The 17,755-nt window shown below is 62.7% G+C and carries 13 protein-coding genes; 10 read left to right on the top strand and 3 right to left on the bottom strand.

The window, feature by feature from the left end:
• Positions 1–71 precede the first annotated feature (71 nt).
• The 6 genes from AC1DZU_RS30165 to AC1DZU_RS30140 all read left to right on the top strand — a co-directional run bounded on the left by AC1DZU_RS30165 (position 72) and on the right by AC1DZU_RS30140 (position 9,091).
• A complete protein-coding gene (locus tag AC1DZU_RS30165) occupies positions 72–4,625 on the top strand; it encodes a strawberry notch-like NTP hydrolase domain-containing protein (protein ID WP_477290415.1) in 4,554 nt (1,517 codons plus the stop codon).
• 12 nt (positions 4,626–4,637) lie between these two features.
• On the top strand, positions 4,638–5,687 hold the full coding sequence (locus tag AC1DZU_RS30160) for a DUF7146 domain-containing protein (RefSeq protein WP_477290413.1): 1,050 nt from the start codon (positions 4,638–4,640) through the stop codon (positions 5,685–5,687).
• 243 nt (positions 5,688–5,930) lie between these two features.
• Positions 5,931–6,872 carry a DUF2493 domain-containing protein gene (locus AC1DZU_RS30155; RefSeq protein ID WP_127415421.1) on the top strand — a complete coding sequence of 314 codons (942 nt, stop codon included), beginning with the start codon at positions 5,931–5,933 and terminating at the stop codon, positions 6,870–6,872.
• 254 nt (positions 6,873–7,126) lie between these two features.
• Positions 7,127–7,660, top strand: coding sequence for a hypothetical protein (locus AC1DZU_RS30150; protein ID WP_127416414.1), 534 nt, complete (start codon positions 7,127–7,129; stop codon positions 7,658–7,660).
• A 707-nt stretch (positions 7,661–8,367) separates the two neighbouring features.
• On the top strand, positions 8,368–8,691 hold the full coding sequence (locus AC1DZU_RS30145; RefSeq protein WP_006205585.1) for a DUF736 domain-containing protein: 324 nt from the start codon (positions 8,368–8,370) through the stop codon (positions 8,689–8,691).
• 58 nt (positions 8,692–8,749) lie between these two features.
• A complete protein-coding gene (locus AC1DZU_RS30140; protein ID WP_477290410.1) occupies positions 8,750–9,091 on the top strand; it encodes a hypothetical protein in 342 nt (113 codons plus the stop codon).
• Positions 9,092–9,208: 117 nt separating this feature from the next.
• Here the strand turns inward: AC1DZU_RS30140 and AC1DZU_RS30135 are convergent, their stop codons facing one another.
• Positions 9,209–9,616, bottom strand: a complete 408-nt coding sequence (locus AC1DZU_RS30135; protein ID WP_477290408.1) for a hypothetical protein — start codon at positions 9,614–9,616, stop codon at positions 9,209–9,211.
• Complete coding sequence (locus AC1DZU_RS30130; RefSeq protein ID WP_477290406.1) at positions 9,613–10,293, bottom strand: nucleotide-binding protein; 681 nt, start codon at positions 10,291–10,293, stop codon at positions 9,613–9,615. Before AC1DZU_RS30130 ends, AC1DZU_RS30135 begins: the two co-directional genes overlap by 4 nt.
• Before the next feature lie 496 nt (positions 10,294–10,789).
• On the opposite strand from AC1DZU_RS30130, the gene AC1DZU_RS30125 reads away from it, so the two are divergent.
• Together AC1DZU_RS30125 and AC1DZU_RS30120 are read left to right on the top strand one after the other, a co-directional pair.
• The gene (locus AC1DZU_RS30125) at positions 10,790–11,197 is read left to right on the top strand and encodes a hypothetical protein (RefSeq protein WP_477290404.1); all 408 of its coding nucleotides are present in this window, start codon (positions 10,790–10,792) and stop codon (positions 11,195–11,197) included.
• Positions 11,194–13,425 carry a relaxase/mobilization nuclease domain-containing protein gene (locus tag AC1DZU_RS30120; RefSeq protein WP_477290402.1) on the top strand — a complete coding sequence of 744 codons (2,232 nt, stop codon included), beginning with the start codon at positions 11,194–11,196 and terminating at the stop codon, positions 13,423–13,425. Before AC1DZU_RS30125 ends, AC1DZU_RS30120 begins: the two co-directional genes overlap by 4 nt.
• A 604-nt stretch (positions 13,426–14,029) precedes the next feature.
• Here AC1DZU_RS30120 and AC1DZU_RS30115 read toward each other — a convergent pair.
• Positions 14,030–14,941: an ankyrin repeat domain-containing protein gene (locus AC1DZU_RS30115; RefSeq protein WP_477290400.1), complete on the bottom strand. Its 912-nt coding sequence runs from the start codon at positions 14,939–14,941 to the stop codon at positions 14,030–14,032.
• Between the two features lie 556 nt (positions 14,942–15,497).
• Here AC1DZU_RS30115 and AC1DZU_RS30110 point away from each other — a divergent pair.
• Both AC1DZU_RS30110 and AC1DZU_RS30105 read left to right on the top strand, forming a co-directional pair.
• Complete coding sequence (locus tag AC1DZU_RS30110; RefSeq protein WP_477290398.1) at positions 15,498–17,390, top strand: PAS domain S-box protein; 1,893 nt, start codon at positions 15,498–15,500, stop codon at positions 17,388–17,390.
• Positions 17,387–17,755 carry a response regulator gene (locus tag AC1DZU_RS30105; RefSeq protein ID WP_477290396.1) on the top strand — a complete coding sequence of 123 codons (369 nt, stop codon included), beginning with the start codon at positions 17,387–17,389 and terminating at the stop codon, positions 17,753–17,755. The genes AC1DZU_RS30110 and AC1DZU_RS30105 overlap by 4 nt, the downstream gene beginning before the upstream one ends.

The following is a 17,755-nucleotide window of genomic DNA, read 5'->3' as shown; positions in this document are numbered from 1 at the left end:
GGAGCGTGCCCCGGCTGGCGCGGAGAGAGTGTCGGCGCGGGCGCCATTCCCCTCTCGCAAAGGACATTTCCATGAACATCGTTTCGACCACACCTGCCGTTGCCCGGGCGGCTACCCCAATCGGCGCGCCGACGCCGGCCCACATCGACACCGCCCAGGCGATTCATCAAGCGGCAACGCTGCTTCTGCCTTTCCTCAAGCAGGGCAAGCCTGTCACCACCGCCGCACTGCGCACCGCCATGACGACAGGTTTTGGCGGCAGCGATGCTCAGGGGTTCTGGGTCTGGAAGGACGCCTATGAGGCGCTCGAAGTCGCCCAGGTGCTGTTCTTGCGCCGGTTCGGCCCTGCGATCCTGTCCCGGTCCACCACGCCCCAGGCAACGCTGGCGATGATCAAGCGCATCGCCGATCTTCTTCCCACCCATACGCGACGGTCCGACGAGAGCCAGGCCATGCAGCAGCTGTCGACGCCCCTGCCGCTCGCCTTCGTCACGGCGCACGCCGCGGCGATCGCATCTTGCGACCTGGTTCTCGAACCTTCGGCCGGCACCGGTCTGCTCGCCGTCCATGCCGAGATGGCGCGCGCTTCGATCGCCCTCAATGAGCTTGCCGCGACGCGGGCCGATCTCCTCGGACTGCTGTTTCCAAGGGTCCCCGTCTCGCGGCACGACGCGGCCCATATCGACGATCATCTCGACGCGGCCATCGAGCCGTCCGTCGTGCTGATCAATCCACCGTTCAGCGTCGGCGCCCATGTCGACGGCCACGTCACTGACGCGGCATGGCGGCATCTCTTTTCCGCATTCGCCCGCCTGCGCGCCGGCGGGCGCCTGGTCGCCATCACCGGCACCGGGCTGTCTCCCGAAAACCCCAAATGGCGGCCGGCCTTCGAACGCCTGCAGCAGCAGGGCATCGTCATCTTCACTGCGGCGATCGACGGCCGTGTCTACGCCCGCCATGGCACCACCACTGATACGCGCCTGACAGTTATCGACAAGGTACCGGCCGCCGAACCGAAAAACTTCGTCCGGTCGCCGGGCAAAGCCACCGATGTCGAAACGCTGCTCGCCTGGATCACGGATCTGCCGCCCCGGACACCGGGTGGCTTTCCCGATTCGATCGGCACCCTATCGAACGGGATCCTGCGCAATGCCGCCATGCAGATGGCCGCCCGATCCGCGGCGAGAGCCGGACCCGTTGCGGCCGTTCCGCAGCTCATCCGGCCAGTCCGCCCTATTGTCCTCCGGGCAAAGCCCACTCGCCCCATCATCGCGAGCACCACCCCGGCTGTTCCCCTCGCCTATGAGCTGCGCGACTGGATGCCGGAGGACGGCGGCCGGTTCACCGACACGATCTACGAACCCTACGCGCTCCAGTCGATCGACATTCCCCGCGCAAAGCCGCATCCGACGCCGCTCGTGCAGTCGGCCGCCATGGCCGCGGTCGCGCCACCAAAACCTTCCTATCGGCCGCTTCTTCCTGATGCGATCATCGACGAAGGCCTGCTATCGGACGCCCAGCTCGAAAGCGTCGTCTATGCCGGCGAAGCCCATTGCGGCCATCTCACGGGCGCCTGGACGGTTGACGAGACCTGCGATGTTGTCTCGGCCGCACCAGAAGGGGCTGCGGACGCTGTCCGCTTCCGCCGTGGATGGTTTTTGGGTGACGGAACCGGCTGTGGCAAGGGACGGCAAGTCGCCGGCATCATCCTCGACAACTGGCTGCAGGGGCGACGCCGCGCGATCTGGATTTCCAAGTCGGACAAGCTACTGGAAGATGCCCAGCGCGATTGGGCGGCACTTGGTCAGGAAAAACTTCTCGTGCAGCCGCTCTCACGTTATCGGCAGGGCACACCCATCCGCCTTGCCGAGGGCATCCTGTTCACAACCTACGCGACGCTGCGCTCGCAGGAACGGGAAGGCAAGAAATCCCGGATTGCCCAGATCCTCGACTGGGTGGGCCAAGAGGCGGGGAGGGCCGAAGACCCGACCGGGTACGCAGAAAAGTCGGCGGGGAGGGCCGAAAGCCTGACAGCGATTGGAGAAAACCCGTCGGGAGCGAAAAAATCGTTCGATGGCGTCATCGTGTTTGACGAGGCCCATGCCATGGCCAACGCCGCGGGCGGCAAAGGCGAGCGCGGCGACGTCGCCCCGTCGCAGCAGGGAAGGGCGGGACTGCGGCTGCAGCACGCCCTTCCCGATGCCCGCATTGTCTATGTCTCGGCGACCGGCGCGACCGCGGTCGAGAACCTGGCCTATGCGCAGCGTCTCGGTATCTGGGGCAGCGAGGATTTTCCATTCGCCAACCGCGCCGACTTTGTCGCCGCGATCGAGGATGGCGGTGTCGCGGCGATGGAAGTACTCGCCCGCGATCTCAAATCGCTCGGCCTCTACGCGGCGCGTTCGCTCTCTTATGACGGGGTTGAATACGACCTGCTCGAGCATGCGCTGAGCGACGAACAGATCCGCATCTACAACGCCTATGCCGATGCATTCCAGGTCATTCACAACAACCTGACCGCCGCACTCGAGGCGACCAACATCACCAGCGAGGCCGGCACGCTGAACCGCGACGCAAAATCGGCGGCGCGTTCAGCCTTCGAGAGCACCAAGCAGCGCTTCTTCAGCCATCTCATCACCTCAATGATGACGCCGACCCTGATCGGCGCGATAGAGCAGGACCGCGCCGACGGTCATTCGGCGGTCGTGCAGATTGTCTCGACCGGCGAGGCGCTGATGGAACGACGCCTTGCCGAAATCCCGACCGAGGAATGGTCGGACCTGCATGTCGACGTCACGCCGCGCGAGTATGTCGGCGGGTACTTGATGCACTCCTTCCCCACCCAATTGTTCGAGGAATATTCAGACGCGGAAGGCAACGTCTATTCGCGCCCTGTCCACTACGAAGATGGCAATCCGGTTCAATGCCGCGAGGCCGTTCGCCGGCGCGACGAGATGGTCGAAAAACTCGCCTCGCTGCCGCCGGTTGGCAGCGCGCTCGACCAGATAATCCATCACTTCGGCACCGACACCGTCGCCGAGGTGACCGGCCGCTCGCGCCGCATCGTGAAGAAGACCGGCCGCGATGGTATCGACCGGCTGGCCGTCGAGAACCGCCCGGGCTCGGCCAATCTCGCCGAGACCCAGAGTTTCATGGACGACGACAAGCGCGTACTGATCTTTTCGGACGCCGGCGGCACCGGGCGCTCCTACCACGCCGATCTCGGCGTGAAGAACCAGCGCCTACGCAAGCACTATTTGTTGGAAGCCGGCTGGCGCGCCGACAACGCCATCCAGGGTCTCGGCCGGACCCACCGCACAAATCAGAAACAACCGCCGCTGTTCCGGCCGATGGCCGCCAATGTGAAGGCCGGAAAACGCTTCCTGTCGACGATCGCACGACGGCTCGACACGCTGGGTGCGATCACGCGTGGCCAGCGCCAGACCGGCGGGGCAGGGCTGTTCCGTGCCGAGGACAATCTCGAAAGCCCCTGCGCGCGGGCCGCACTTCGACAATTCTACATGCTGCTGCATCAGGGCAGGATCGAAGGTTGTTCGCTCACCACCTTCGAAACCGTGACCGGCCTGTCGCTGACGACCGACGAGGGCGGGCTGCGTGACGACCTGCCGCCGATCACGACCTGGCTCAACCGCCTGCTGGCGCTGCGCATCGAAACCCAGAATCTGCTGTTCGACGTGTTCGAGCAGTTGATGGCGGGAAAAATAGAAGGCGCCATCGCCGCCGGCTCCTATGACAGAGGACTGGAGACCATCACGGCTGAAAGCATTGTCGTCACCGATCGCCGCACCGTTTACGCGCACCCGGTTTCCGGCGCGCAGTCGCATGTGCTGACCGTCGCGCGCAAGGACCGGATTCTGCCGCTCCGTCTCGTCGACGCGCTGGCCATCGTTCGGGCGGAACCGCAATCGGTTCTGTTGGTGAACACGCGGTCGAACCGCGCGGCGATCCGGCTGCCGACGGCAAGCCTAATGCTCGACGATGGCGTGATAGAGCAGCGCGTGCGCCTGCTGCGGCCGATCGACGAGCTGCGCTTCGGTCTCGACGCCCTAGCCGAAACCCACTGGCAACCCGCCGACCGAAAACTGTTCTGCGACCTATGGCAGGCGGAGGTCGCAGCCGTCCCGGAGTTCACCACCAACACTTTCCACATCGTAACGGGTCTGCTCCTGCCGATCTGGCGTCGGCTGCCGGACCATGATTGTCAGGTCTACCGGATCCAGACCGATGCCGGCGAACGCATCATCGGGCGTTACATCGCACCAACCCTTGTTGCGACCATGTTCCGCAATCTGGGCATCGACAATGTGCCGACCCTCGCGCCGGAAGATGCATGGACGGGCCTCGTGGAAGGCAAGATCGGACTGCAACTCCCCGATGGCCTGATCCTGCGCCGCAGTCGGGTCATGAACGACTACCGTGCCGAGCTGATAGGCTTCACCGACGCGATGGTCCCCCGACTGAAGGCGCTGGGGCTGATATCCGAGATCATCTCCTGGAAGCTCCGGCTGTTCATCCCGACATCCGCGCAAGGTTGCGCCATCCTCGCCTCCCTTCTCGAGCGCCATACGCTGGTCGGGGTCACCGACCGTACGGCCGCGGCTTGAGGGGAGGCGATCATGTCCGGTTCGGCGTCCGAGCTGGCACGCCGCCTTGGCGAACATGCCGAGGCGGTGTGCCGCGAATATCTCTCCAACGGCCATCGCTCCGGCAATTACTGGATGGTCGGCGATGTCCGCAACACGCGCGGCCGTTCCATGCATGTGCGGCTCAAAGCGGTTGGCGGCAAGGCAGCTGGAAAATGGGTCGATGAGTCATCGGGGGAATATGGCGACCTGCTTGACGTCATCGAGCAGAGCTGTGGTCTGGTCGACTTCCGCGAGGTCACGGATGAAGCACGTCGTTTCCTCGCCATGCCACAGCCAGACCTTCAGTCCAGACCATCCGTCGCCGGGCGCCAATCTGCCGCGGCACGCGGCTCGCCTGAGGCCGCGCGTCGCCTGTTCGCCATGTCCCAGCCGATCGCCGGTACGCTGGCCGAACGATATCTTGCTGGCCGCGGCATCCTGCTTTCCACGCATGAGCGTGCGCTGCGTTTCCATCCCGGCTGCTACTACAGGGATCTCGTGACCGGCGAGACGCGGACCCTGCCTGCGCTGATTGCCGCTGTCACCAACTTCGACGGGGAGATTACCGGCCTGCAGCGCACCTGGCTTGATCCTTCGGGTCAGGGCAAGGCGCAACTCACTGATCCACGCCGCTCGCTGGGAGATCTCCTTGGCAACGGCATTTGGCTAGGCCGCCAGCCAGATGAGCCCGTCCCGGTCATGGCCGCCGGCGAGGGTTTTGAGACGATGGCGTCGGTTAAGGTGGTGATGCCGGCGCTGCCGGTGGCCGCCGCCACTTCGGCCAATCACCTCGCCGGCCTGACCTTCCCGCCTGGCTGCCGTCGCCTCTACATCGCAGCCGATGCCGACGCCGCCGGCCGGCATGGCATCGGGCGTCTCAGCCAGCGCGCAGGCGAGGCCGGGATTCTCGCCCTGGTTTTGCGGCCGCAGCTCGGCGACTTCAACGACGATCTGCGCCATCTCGGCCCCGACCATCTCGCGGCACGGCTCAGCGATCAGCTCGTCCCGGAGGATTCCCGTCTTTTCCTGCCGTCCGGATGAACGGCCGGGGCGGCAGGCGGGCGGGGGCGTCACCGGAAGACGTTTAGGCATGGCGGCGGTCCGCCGGAGAGGCCGCTCCCGCGGCCTGTCCGAGAGGCGACCCCTGCCACGCCCCGGTCACGGCCGCAACGGCTGCGCCGTCCTCCGCTCGCGCTCCGGCCTTCGGTGCGGCCGCGTCCGGGGCGCGGCCGGGATGCGCTGTCAGGCCGCGATAGGCGCGGCCGCAACCGACGGAGACACGCCATGACCTACGAGCTTCCTTTCGACGATGTCTACGAGCCCTACCACGCCTCCTCGCCGACCGACCGCGTCATCCTCGAACTGCAGATGTACGGCCATCGCCCGCATCAGGACGAACCTGATGCTCGGCCACTTCCCGACGACGAGGTGATCCGGGCCGGGCTTGCCGGGATCGTCGAGACCTTCGCCGGCATGCTCGGCGACACCAGGCTCGAACCCGATCTCGATGACCTGCTCTGGTCCTTCGCAAACGTCTTCCACCGTGCCGCCGAGCGAGTCGCCCGATCCCTCGATCGCAACGAGGAGGCGCAGCGTTCGAGCCAGCAGGAGCAGGACGGCTCCGAGGTGAAGTCGGTCGAACTCGAACGGCTCACCGCCGAGGGCATCACCTATATCGAGCGCCGCAACGTGCTCGAAATCATGCGCGATGAGGCTGCCGACCTCTACGAGGCACAAACCGGATCGGCATGGCGGCCACGCACCGGCTCCAAGGTCTCCCACCAGGCGATGACTGCGGCGGTGATCGACTCCCGCGATTTCCTCGCCGCCCGCCGGCTCGCCGAAACCGAGGTGCTCGTCCCGGCCGGCACCAAGATTGCTTTTGCCGGCGGTCTCGACTGCAATGATCACGACCGGATCTGGGACGCACTCGACAAGGCCCGCGAAAAGCATCCCGACATGGTGCTGCTTCACGGCGGCAGCCCGCGCGGCGCTGAGCGCATCGCCGCCTGCTGGGCAGAGAACCGGAAGATCACCCAGATCGCCTTCAAGCCGGATTGGAACCGACACGCCAAGGCGGCTCCGTTCCGCCGCAACGACCAGCTTCTCTCGGTGGTCCCCTACGGCCTGATCGTCTTTCCCGGCTCCGGAATCACCGACAACCTTGCCGACAAGGCCCGTCGGCTTGGCATCCCCGTCTGGCGGTTCGCGGAGGGCGGCGCGTGAAGCGCCGCTTTCCTCGCATCCGCGGGCCGAACCCGACCGCGCGGTCGGGTTCGGCCCTTGGGACGTGGACTAAAGTCGTCGCGGGACAACCCGTCTATCCTGATCCACTTGATCCAGGACGTGAGCCTCTGGCTGGCCGAAGGCCGCTAGTCCGCGCGCGTAGCACCTCCGGCAGCGGTTCAGGGCCCGCAGGGCCAGAGGGAGAGGGCGGCCGGCGCGGGGGCGGGGGACGCTGGAGAGAAGGGAAAGTCACGATGTCGATGATATTCATAGGTGGATCAATCGAAGTATTCGAGCTGCCGGAACCTGCCGTCACTCGCATTGGCGCAATCGTTGCTGCCGAGCACGGCGTGCTGATTGGCGACGCCTCGGGAGCCGATGCCGAGGCGCAGGGCCTACTCGCGGGCTACAAGTACGAACATGTCGGCGTCTTCCATGCCGGCAAGGAACCCCGCAATAATCTGGGCGACTGGGCCGCCTACCATGTTCCTTCTCCTGACGATGCCAAAGGGGACTTTGTCCACGCCGCCAAAGACCGGGAGATGGCGCGGCGCGCCGACTTTGGCATGATGGTCTGGGATGGCGCGTCACCCGGCACTGCCGTCAACGTGCTTCGGCTCGCCATGGCGAACAAGCCTTGCGTCATTTACGATCTGGCCAGGGGCAGCATGGCGACCACGTACAATGTGGAAGACTGGTGTGCCATGCTCCGCCATGCCGGTCCGGACATTCGCCGCCAAGCCGAAGCCCGCATGACGCCGGAGGAGCGTCTGGCGTTGCCAGAATGATGGATGCGGTGCTGCCGACAGCCCGGCGGGTTCAATCCGATATGTTGGTCCGGCTTCTCGTCGCCTAATCCACTTGTATGAGCGGACTGCCGGCCCCTTTCGAAACCGGTCCACGCGCAGAGCTGCGGGGCGTTGTGCGGATGATCATCTTGACCCGTCTCGCCTCTGAAGCGGTGCAAGCGTGCCGAACAACATGCTGGCTTGCCGGGTCATCCAACCTGACTGCGCGGTATCATCCCCGGGGGGGCGTGAAGGCCGCTGCCAGCCGGCCCCGATATCGAACCGCTATGCCGCCATACCGAACACGCAAGGCGGTCACGCGCCAGGCTGCTTTTCGATGTGTGGGCAATGCCGACGACATGACCCGAGAGGCTGCAGCATGTTCCTGCGATCCGGCACCGTTGCGTCGGCGGTCTAGCGATGGCGACCTGAGTTCTTTCCTTCGGTCGCATCCGGGCCATTCCCGTTTCATGTCGCCTTTGTAGACGACCGCCTGCTTTGTGCGGTCAACCCCCGTTGGGGGTACACTCGGCGAATATTCAGGAAAATTCGATTTCTGTTTTTGGTCTGCGGGCAGGCGAAGGGCCTGCCCGCAATTTTTCGGCAAATAGAATTTTCAAGAATTTTCGCCGAGATGACCGCAGCAGGACGGCCCTCTCCTTTGGCGCCATCGGGAATGGTCCCGATGCAACCGAAGGAGAACTATCATGGCCACCACGATCGCAAACCTCACCACCAAGGCCGACGGCTCGATGGAAGGCGTCTTTGCCACGCTCCGGGTCAACGCCCCGATCACCCTTATCCCGAACACCAACAAGTCGCGAGAGGACGCGCCCGACTACCGGATCGTCAACAAGCGCACGGGCTTCGAGATCGGAGCCGGCTGGCATCGCATCTCCCAGCGTTCGGGAGAGGAATACCTCTCGGTCAAGCTGGAAGCCCCCGAGATCGGCGTGATCTTCGGCAATCTCGCTCCCGCCCCGGGTGGCGAGGAAAACAAGAAGGTCATCCTCTGGAACAACCCCCAGTGAGGCATGGGAAGCCGGCCCTTCGAGGGGCCGGCTTCCCAACCGGCAAAAGGAGGTTGCAATGAGCCGCTACACCATCACTGTCACTGGCACCGTCACCGGACAGGCCCGCTCGGACCCAGACGCTGTCATCGGCTACGATCCACCACTCCGGACCTACTTCCTGCAAGCGTTCCCGCACGAAGAAACCGACGAGCCCGGTCTTTGGCTCGGCACCCACGATCGCGCGTTCGAAACGCTTGAGGATCTTCACCGCGTAGCCATCGCAAACGGCTACGACTTTATCCCGCTGTCGCCCAAACTGGCCGCAAAGCTGGTCGACGACAAAGCGGCAGCCGGCGGTCGTCCGGAGCGGGACGGCATCCTCGGGGAACTCCTGAAACACCTCAACCAACCCAAGTAGGCAAACACGTCTCAGGGCCCGCGACGGAGCGCTCCGTCGCGGGCCCTTTTTTTGCGTCGCCAAAGAGCCACGAACATCAGGCGTCACAGCATACGACAGCGACTCCAAACCGCCGAGCTATTCCTTCGGCAGTTTGTGCTTATGAACGCGGATATAATCCTGCACGGCCTTCCGTAGCAGTTCAGTCATGCTGTGCCCGTTGCTGATCGCCAGCAACTTGAACTGACGCTGCTCCACGGCCGTCAGATAGTAGCCGCAGCGGACCATCTCCTCCTCGCGAATCTTCTTGCCGGCGATGGGATCCTTTTTCTGACCCTGTCGCAGCAGCTTGCGAAAATCGGGCCCGACTGCCGGGGACGGCTTTGTCGGTACCTGCACCTGTGGCGCAGCTTGCTCCTTGGTCCCTGATGTCTCGACCTTCGGTGTGATGAACATGCTCGGCAGCGCCGGCGGCTGCGTGGAAATCGCCTTCATCATGCGGGCTTTCTTGTCGTCACCGGGTTTCGGCGCGGTTTCTTCACTCATGCCGCATTCCTCGTGGCTTCGATGAAAGTTTGCAGAAGGTCGTCGAAGACTCCTTCGCTCTCGGCAACCGCCTTCGCATCGGGCACCGCGGGGCTGTAAAGGGTCTGCCCGGTCTGGAGGTCGCGATAGGCAACGCGGTTGTGCAGGACGTGTTCTGCAATTGGCGTGCCGTTGGCCTGGATGATGGCGCGCAGTTCGGTCAGGGCTCGCGCCCTGCCATCGATGATGGTCTGCTTGGTCAGCACGAATGTCGCAGGCAGCGGTCTACCCCGGCTCTCGACCGCCAGCGGAATGTAGTGGTCGGTGATCTGGATGGCGGCGGTCACATCGTCGAGGGCAAAATAGACCGGCACGACGACAATATCGGCCGCGAAGAGTCCGGCCATGAGGTTGTCATTCGTGGTGCCTTCCGTATCGATCAAGACGACGGAGCGCTCACCGTTGTGAGTGGCTGCGGCGTCGAGGATTTCCTGCGGGGTCATCGCGCTTACCAGCTGGAGCCTGTCAGGACGATTGCCAGCTTCGCCCAGCATCTGGAACCAGCGGTTCATATTCTGCCGCCGGTCGCCGTCGATAAGAGTGACCGAATAGCCGCGATGCAGCGCGACGGATGCGAGGGTGCGCAGCAGCGTCGATTTGCCAGTGCCGCCCTTTGGGATCGCAGCGGAGATGATCATGGGGGGCCTCCTTCCGGGCGTTGTCTCCTTGTCTCCGTGTTAACATGGAAACAAGTCATCATGGACACATGGATTAATGTCACGGTCGAAACATGGTGACATAGTCAACGCGGCAGACCGGTTTGGCAACCCAGGCGCGCATCATAAAGGCTCGATCACAGGCGCAATTTTTGCGCGCTGCTATCTTCAGTGAGGAGCAGATCCGGTGGGCCGATCCCCGCCTGCGAACCGCTCGGATGTCTCCATGTTAACATGGAGACAAGTCCTCAACGCAACATGGACACATCACGACAAATCGCGATGGAAACGTCACGACGGTACGTGCCGGCGGTCGGCAATTTGAAAACTGGGCTAGTTGAGAGGGGGACGTCCGTTGCCATTTTCACTGCCCTCCCCCCTCTCTGGTTTCTATTGGCAGGATAGCCTATTTTGTGATACACACAAAATAGGCGGCGCGGCCCGGGCGGGCCTTAGCGCCCGCAAGCGGGCTTGAGAGATGGATGCAGACGCCCAGAAAGCAGCGGTGAAAAGCGCGTCACGACGCTATGGCGAGGTGACGCACATCCGGTTTTCGGCTGGCGAGCTGGCCAACCTCAAAGCCATTGCGGAGCGGGACGGCGTTACCGTCAGCGAGGTCGTCCGGCGTCTGGTGCGGGCAGAGGCCGGGTATCTGCCTATCGCGTCAGAGGCGTTGCGGCCGGCGATCGTGGACATGACCGATCAGCTGCGGCGCGTAGGCATCAATTTCAATCAGGCCGTGCGCGCCATGAACGACGGCCGTGTTGCCCATGATGAGGATCTTGGGCAGGCGCTGATCGCCGTGGGCGAGCTCGTGCGGCAGTTTCGCGAGGAACTGAAAACGATGACCGTCGGCTCTCGCAAGACGAGGGAAGCCAGGCCATGAGCGGTCGCCTTGCCGGCTACGCGGCCGAAGTCGAACGCTATCTGCGGGGCGAGGCCGGCATAAAACGTGAGGACCTGGACGACGACAATTCACTGACCGGCGCCCGACGCGAGGCCGGCGAATTCCAGGCGATGAAAAGTCATGGGCGGGTCGGTGGCGGTGGACGCGTCGGGCAAGGACAAACCGGCTCGGTGGTAGGTGGCGGCAGGAACGTCCCTCGTTCGTCGCCGGGAGTAACAGGAGTGGCGGGGAGCTCTATGTCCAGCAGGACGTCGAAGTCCACTGCGGCCGCGAGCTCCCCCAGCGGCGCTAGCGCGCCGATCATGGTCTATGGCGCTACGCTCGCCGGTTTCCGGCCGGAAGAGGAGGAGGAAGATTGGAAGCGGCGCGGCGGCGGCGGCCGCGGTGCGGGTCGCGCGAGCGGTACTGGCCGAGCGGCGCGAGCGGGCTATCAGGCGCGGGCCGTGGCGGCACGCGCAGGCTATGCGGCGGGCGCGCAGCCTGCTGTGTTCAAGGTCATGCCCAATCCGCCATCGACCAAGGAAGCCGCCGCTCGGCTGCTCAATTACATCGGGAAGCGCGAAGACGAAAAAGGCGAGAAACACGACATCGAGATTTTTGACGAGGATGGACAGGTCCTTGCGACAGGCGCCGCACGAAAGGCGTTCCTGGATACGTTTTGCGAGACGTTCGAACCGCCTTTGGAAAACACCAATTTTCTGGAGGTTCGTTTTGAGCTCGCCGGCGAGGTCACCGATGCCGCCTTGAGCGAGGCGTTGAATAAGGCCTTCGGCGCGAAACCGTTCATCTACGCGCAGGGTGGTCAGGCGGTGGAGGTATACGCGCACACCGATGAGCGGGCCGGACCGCTTGCGAGAGTCCTGGCCGGTGGTCGGGAAAATTCGCGCAGCAAGGCGCTTGATAAGATCGAGGCACGCTTGTCCGAGGCGATGGGCGCGGTGGGCGTGGTCGCCAAGGCAGAGGTAACGGCGACCGTCAGCCGTGAGCCCAAAGCGAAATATTTCCTGCAGAAGTTCATCCGCACCCACAGCCAGGTCCGCAACGCAAATGGCGAGCCTTTGCCTGGGGCGAAGAATTCCACCAAGGCGGCGGCTTCGGTCTATGAACAATGGCGCCCGCAGTTTTCGGGGCGTGAACGCCGCAATGCCTATCACCTGCTTTTCTCGGCGAAGGCCGGCACCGATGCCAACGCCGTCATGGCCGCGGCGCGCACCGTGATGGAGGAGCGCGCGCCAGGATACAAGTTCGTCCTGGCGCATCACAAGGACACCAAGCACGTCCATATCCACGCGATGGTGCAGGCACGCTCGGCCGACGGCGAACGCCTGAAATTCTACAAGCCAGATCTGGCAGCCTGGCGCGAGACATTTGCGGAAAAAGCACGCGAGAACGGCATTGCGATGGTGGCGACGCGGCGCATGGATCATGCGATGACGCGGCCATTCACCAAGGAGCATGCCGGAGCCTACAGCCGCGCCCAGAGGGATTCGCGCTACCAGGTCAGCGCCAGGACGATCGAGCGGGTGGAGGCCAAACGGCAACGCCGTTTGGATGGACAATCCCTTGTCGTGAACGGCGATGCAATCGCTGCCGCATGGCAAAAGACTGTGACGACGATGCGGACCGCAGGCGTACTCGGTCAGGCTCTCACGGCAGCGGAGTCGATCGGCAACAATTTTCTGCAGTTCCGTCGCGATCTAGCAGGGGAGGGGCAGCCAGGTACTGCCGCGGGGCGCGTAGCTGATCAATCGGGGCAGAAGTCTTTCCTGTCCCATCCCGGTATGAGAGAGTTGAATGCACTGGTAGGAGATTTGGACATGGCGCAGACCCCCTTGGAAATGCGGCGTCAGATGGCGCGCGTCAATCAGGCTCTCGACAACATGCGCGAGACGCTGCCGCCGGCGCATCAAGGACAGTTCGAACAGTATCGCGAAGAGGTCAACGACAAGATGCACGACCGTCTCGCGCGGCTGCAATTCGAGCGGCAGCAGCGTCGTGGTGGTGGCGGTGGGGAGCCGTTCCCCGAACGCGAGGCGCGAGGGCGAGACCTTCCAACCGGGAACGATCCCCGCCAGCCGCAGCAGCCGCGCATCGGCACCGAGCAGGAGACAGCCAAGCGGAAGGATACCAAAAAGCAAAAGGCTCAGCAGGCTGAAGAGCAGGACCGCAAGACGCAGCGCTCGAACGATAACGATTACGAGCGCTGAGCAAGGGCCACCTAGCGTCGTCGCGAGGTGGTCTATCAAAACGACGCATTCGTCACAGAAGCGCCGGGGGCAGCACCTAAATCGCGTCCGCAGGCGCGAAAAAGCAGTTTTCGTGCTCCTCGGTCGGATGCAAGCAGATGTGGAAGTTGTCGTCGCCCGACGGAATGCCTGTCATACGGAACGAAGTATCTGTTTGGGTGAGTGACTTTCTGATGGTCGCCTGGCCGCAAGACGATCTCATAGCCATCGGGTCGCGGTGTTACTGTCATGCTGGGGATCTTGCCGCACTCTCCCGTCAACGGGTCGCCGTGGCAGCAGGCCGGTGGATAAGTCCAGCTATCGGCGCTGTGCGCAGACGCATCCTCAAGCGCTGCAGCCACGACGATCACGCCTGCCAAGCATACTATGCGTCGTGTTTCGACCGAGTGCACCGAATTCTCCAGGCGCCCACCGATATCGGGCCAACCCACCATATATTATTCGCAAGCCCTAATATAGCAATATGGGCCAAGGCCGCTTGGGCTTGCGGTCGACCCCGACGTCAGATCGCGAGTTCGTCTATGCGGCTGTCGCTAGTCGCGTACCGCAGGGCGCGCTATGCAATTCAGGGCAGCAGAACCGGGGAGTCGGCGAGCGTTCGCAGATAGGCGATCACGTTCAGCCGATCCGCTTCATCGGGCGCGCCGCGGACATCCATGTTTACGCCCGGCGTCGTCAATGTCGGCCCGGCGAGGAAAATATTTAGATCCTCGTAGGTCCAGCCACCCTCCCAGGCCAGAAGGGTCTTGGAGTAGCCGTCGAACTTTGTTGATGCCTTGTCGCGTCCGACAACATTCCACAAATTCGGCCCGATGGTGGATACATCCTGTGCACGCTTGACATGACAGGCGCCGCAGTTGGCGGCAAAGAACGCCGCGCCCTTTGCCGGGTTAGCCATTGCCAGCTTCGCGGAAATCGGCTCGGGCTTCAGAATGACGACGCCATGAGCCTTGAGGTAAGCGGCGATGTCGGCATGGTCCTCGTTCCTGGCAAGGTGGTAGGGCGTGATAATTCCCGGTAGGCGGGCGGGGTCGCCCCGGATCCAGATGGCGTTGATGTCCGCACCGGCTTCAACCAGCACCTTGACGCAATCGAGACAGTCGTTATCGATCGCGAAGTGCAACATCGTCTCACCCCTCGCCACGGCGTTAGGGTCAGCACCATGCGCCAACAACAGTCGCATGAGATCGACGGAGTTCTTCAGGACGGCAACGGTAAGCGGCAGGCCGAGCGTCGACTCCTTGCTCACATCGGCCCCGCGCTCGATCAACAGTTCAGCCGCTTCGGGATGGCTGCTACGCACTGCCAGGAAGAGCGGCGTGGCTCCCTTCTCCTGCTCCTCAACGTCCGCGCCTGCATCGAGGGCCGCTGCGATGGCAGCCAGGTCGCCGCTCTTGGCCGAATCGTGAAGCGGACCGCCTTGGACGGCTGTGATAGCGCCCAAGTAGATGAGCACGCTTCCAATCAATTCACGCATCTGGCTCTCCCTGGGCAGACACGATGATCGGGAAGAGTATACCCGATCGAACCCTCCGAACAGCCCGGAGCGCTTCCTGCATGCGGGCACTGACATAATGTCTGCTCAAAAAGTCCTTAGTCCGAAGCTGCCTCGCTTTTCGGCCAAATGCTGGCTCGGCCGCGACCGTTAGAAGGGCCGAGGCGTGTAACTATTCAAATTCATTCTATCTGCGGTCATCGCATTTCATTGATGTCCACGCCGAAATATCGCAAAACGGTCGATCTTATTGTAAAGAAGCACAATTTTGCACCGCGGCGGAGGCGGCCGGCCTCTTCTACGAACGCGTGTGACCCCTGATCGCAGAGCCGATGATCGGGTGGTTCACTAATGAGAGCGATTGCCGACCCGTTGAGCGAAACGCGTGAACGGAGCTTGTCCGTTGATCCACGCTGAACTTCCTTTCTAGTCGCTACACCTAATCGGCTGACACCCAACCACTGAGACTGGAACAAAGATGGATTGCGATCGTTATTTAACGTGATGCTAACATCACTCGCCAACGGAGGGGTCGTCGGTGCAGGAAAGCGGGGAGAAGCTCACGGACAGGCTTGATGAGCTCAGCACTTTATATGTGCTGACCGACAAGCTTTATCGGGCAAAATCCAACCAAGAGGCATTCGAAGCTGGCCTGGACGCCATTCGTGATGGTTTGGGGTGCCAGCGGGCATCGATGCTGCTGTTTGATGAAGCCGGGGTGATGCGCTTCGTGGCTTGGCGGGGTCTCTCGGAATCCTACCGACACATCCTAGCCGGACATTCGCCTTGGAAGGTAGGCGAACGCAACGCCGGGCCCATCTTCGTACCGGATATCGCCGAGACCGAAGAACCCGCGAGGGTCAAAGACATCATCGCCAGCGAAGGTATTGTCGGTTTGGCGTTCATCCCGCTGGTGGCGCAGGGCGAAGTCGTTGGCAAATTCATGACCTATTATGGAGAGAAGCACTCTTTTGCGAGCCACGAGATTGACCTTGCCACGACGATAGCCAGACAAGTCGGTTTCTATCTCGAACGGACGCGGGCGGAAGAGGCCCGAAAACTGGCCGAAGAGGAATTGCGAGCCTCCGAGCAGCAGTTCCGGCTGATGTCGGAACACGCGCCGGTCATGATCTGGACGTGCGATGCTTCGGGTAAATGCACAAATCTGAACAGCATGCTTCGTGACTTTTGGAGCGTCGAGAGCGAAGATATCCCGCATTTCAACTGGCACTCGACCATTCACCCGGAGGACGCTGCGGATATCGGAGGCCGGATGGCGGAAGCGTTGGCAAACCAATCGACCGTCTCTGTTCAAGGTCGCTACAAGAACAGCAAAGGCGAATATCGCATGCTGCTTACGGCCGCTCGCCCTCACTTCTCCACCAAAGGTCAATTTCGCGGATTGATAGGGGTCAATGTCGACGTCACTGAAAGCGAACGGGCGGAAGCAGCGCTTCGCCACAGCGAAGAGCGATTTCGATCAGCAGTGGAAGCAGCCCCCAGTGGCATGGTGATGACGGATCGCAATGGCCGCATTGTCCTTGTCAACCTGCATGCCGAAGCTGTGTTTGGTTACCAGCGCGAGGAAATGATCGGCCAAGGCATCGAAATGCTGGTCCCAGACCGGTCTCGCAGCGCGCACCCGGTGTTTCGTGACTCCTATGGCAGCCGCCCTTTGGCGCGCCCCATGGGCGCAGGCAGGGATCTCTACGCAAGGCGCAAGGATGGAAGCGAAGTGCCGGTCGAGATCGGGCTCAGCCCAATTCAGACGAGCGAAGGGCTGATGGCACTCGCCTCGGTCGTGGACATCAGCGAGCGGAAGCGATCGGAAGCGCAACGAGAACTGTTGATGGCCGAACTCAACCATCGTGTGAAGAACACTCTGGCAGTGGTCCAGGGCATTGCTCATCAGACATTCAGGGGAACGCTGGCCACAGAGGCCTATTCCGCTTTTGAGGGGCGGCTCATGGCGCTTTCGGCTGCCCACAATGTACTTACGCAGACCAGCTGGGAACATGCCTCGTTGGACCAGCTCGTTTCCGATAGCCTCCAGATTAGAGGCACGTTTTCCAATCGTGTAGCCAGTAGCGGGCCTGCGGTTCTGCTGCAGCCAAATCAGGCGCTTTCCATAGCCCTTGCCCTCCATGAACTGCTAACGAACGCGGTCAAGTATGGAGCCCTTTCGAACGAAGCCGGCAAAGTCTTAGTTGAGTGGTCTCGCACCGACAGACCCAAGCCCCGGCTGAAGCTGATTTGGAGCGAATTGGGTGGCCCGGTGGTTTCGTCTCCATCACGGCGTGGGTTTGGCTCTCGGCTGATAGTCGGGGGCCTGGCTGCAGATCTGCAGGCGGAGGTCGCGATGGAGTTCCAGCCTCAAGGGCTTGTTTGCAGGATCGATGCTCCACTGCCAGAGGGGATGCTCGCACAATGACGACACTATCCGGCAGGCGCGTGCTCGTGGTCGAGGACGAATCCCTGATTGCCATGATGGCCAACGATTTTCTGACCGATCTCGGGGCGACGGTCATCGGCCCCGCCACATCGATCGACGCCGCTTTGGCGTTGATATCAACCCAGGATATCGACGCCGCTGTCCTAGACCTGAACATTCGTGGGGAGTTGAGTAAGCGCGTCGCCGACGCCTTGAGGGTTCGTCGAATCCCGATGGTATGCGCCACCGGATACGGAGAGGGCGCGGCGGAGTTCGCCAGAGGCTCGCCGATCATCGACAAGCCCTATTCCAGGGAGAAGCTGGAAAGTTCGCTGCAATCAGCTCTCTCGGCGGGGCCGATGTGA

The sequence above is a fragment of the Mesorhizobium sp. P2_A12 genome, assembly GCF_056405075.1.
This window is presented reverse-complemented; position numbering and strand designations above follow the sequence as displayed.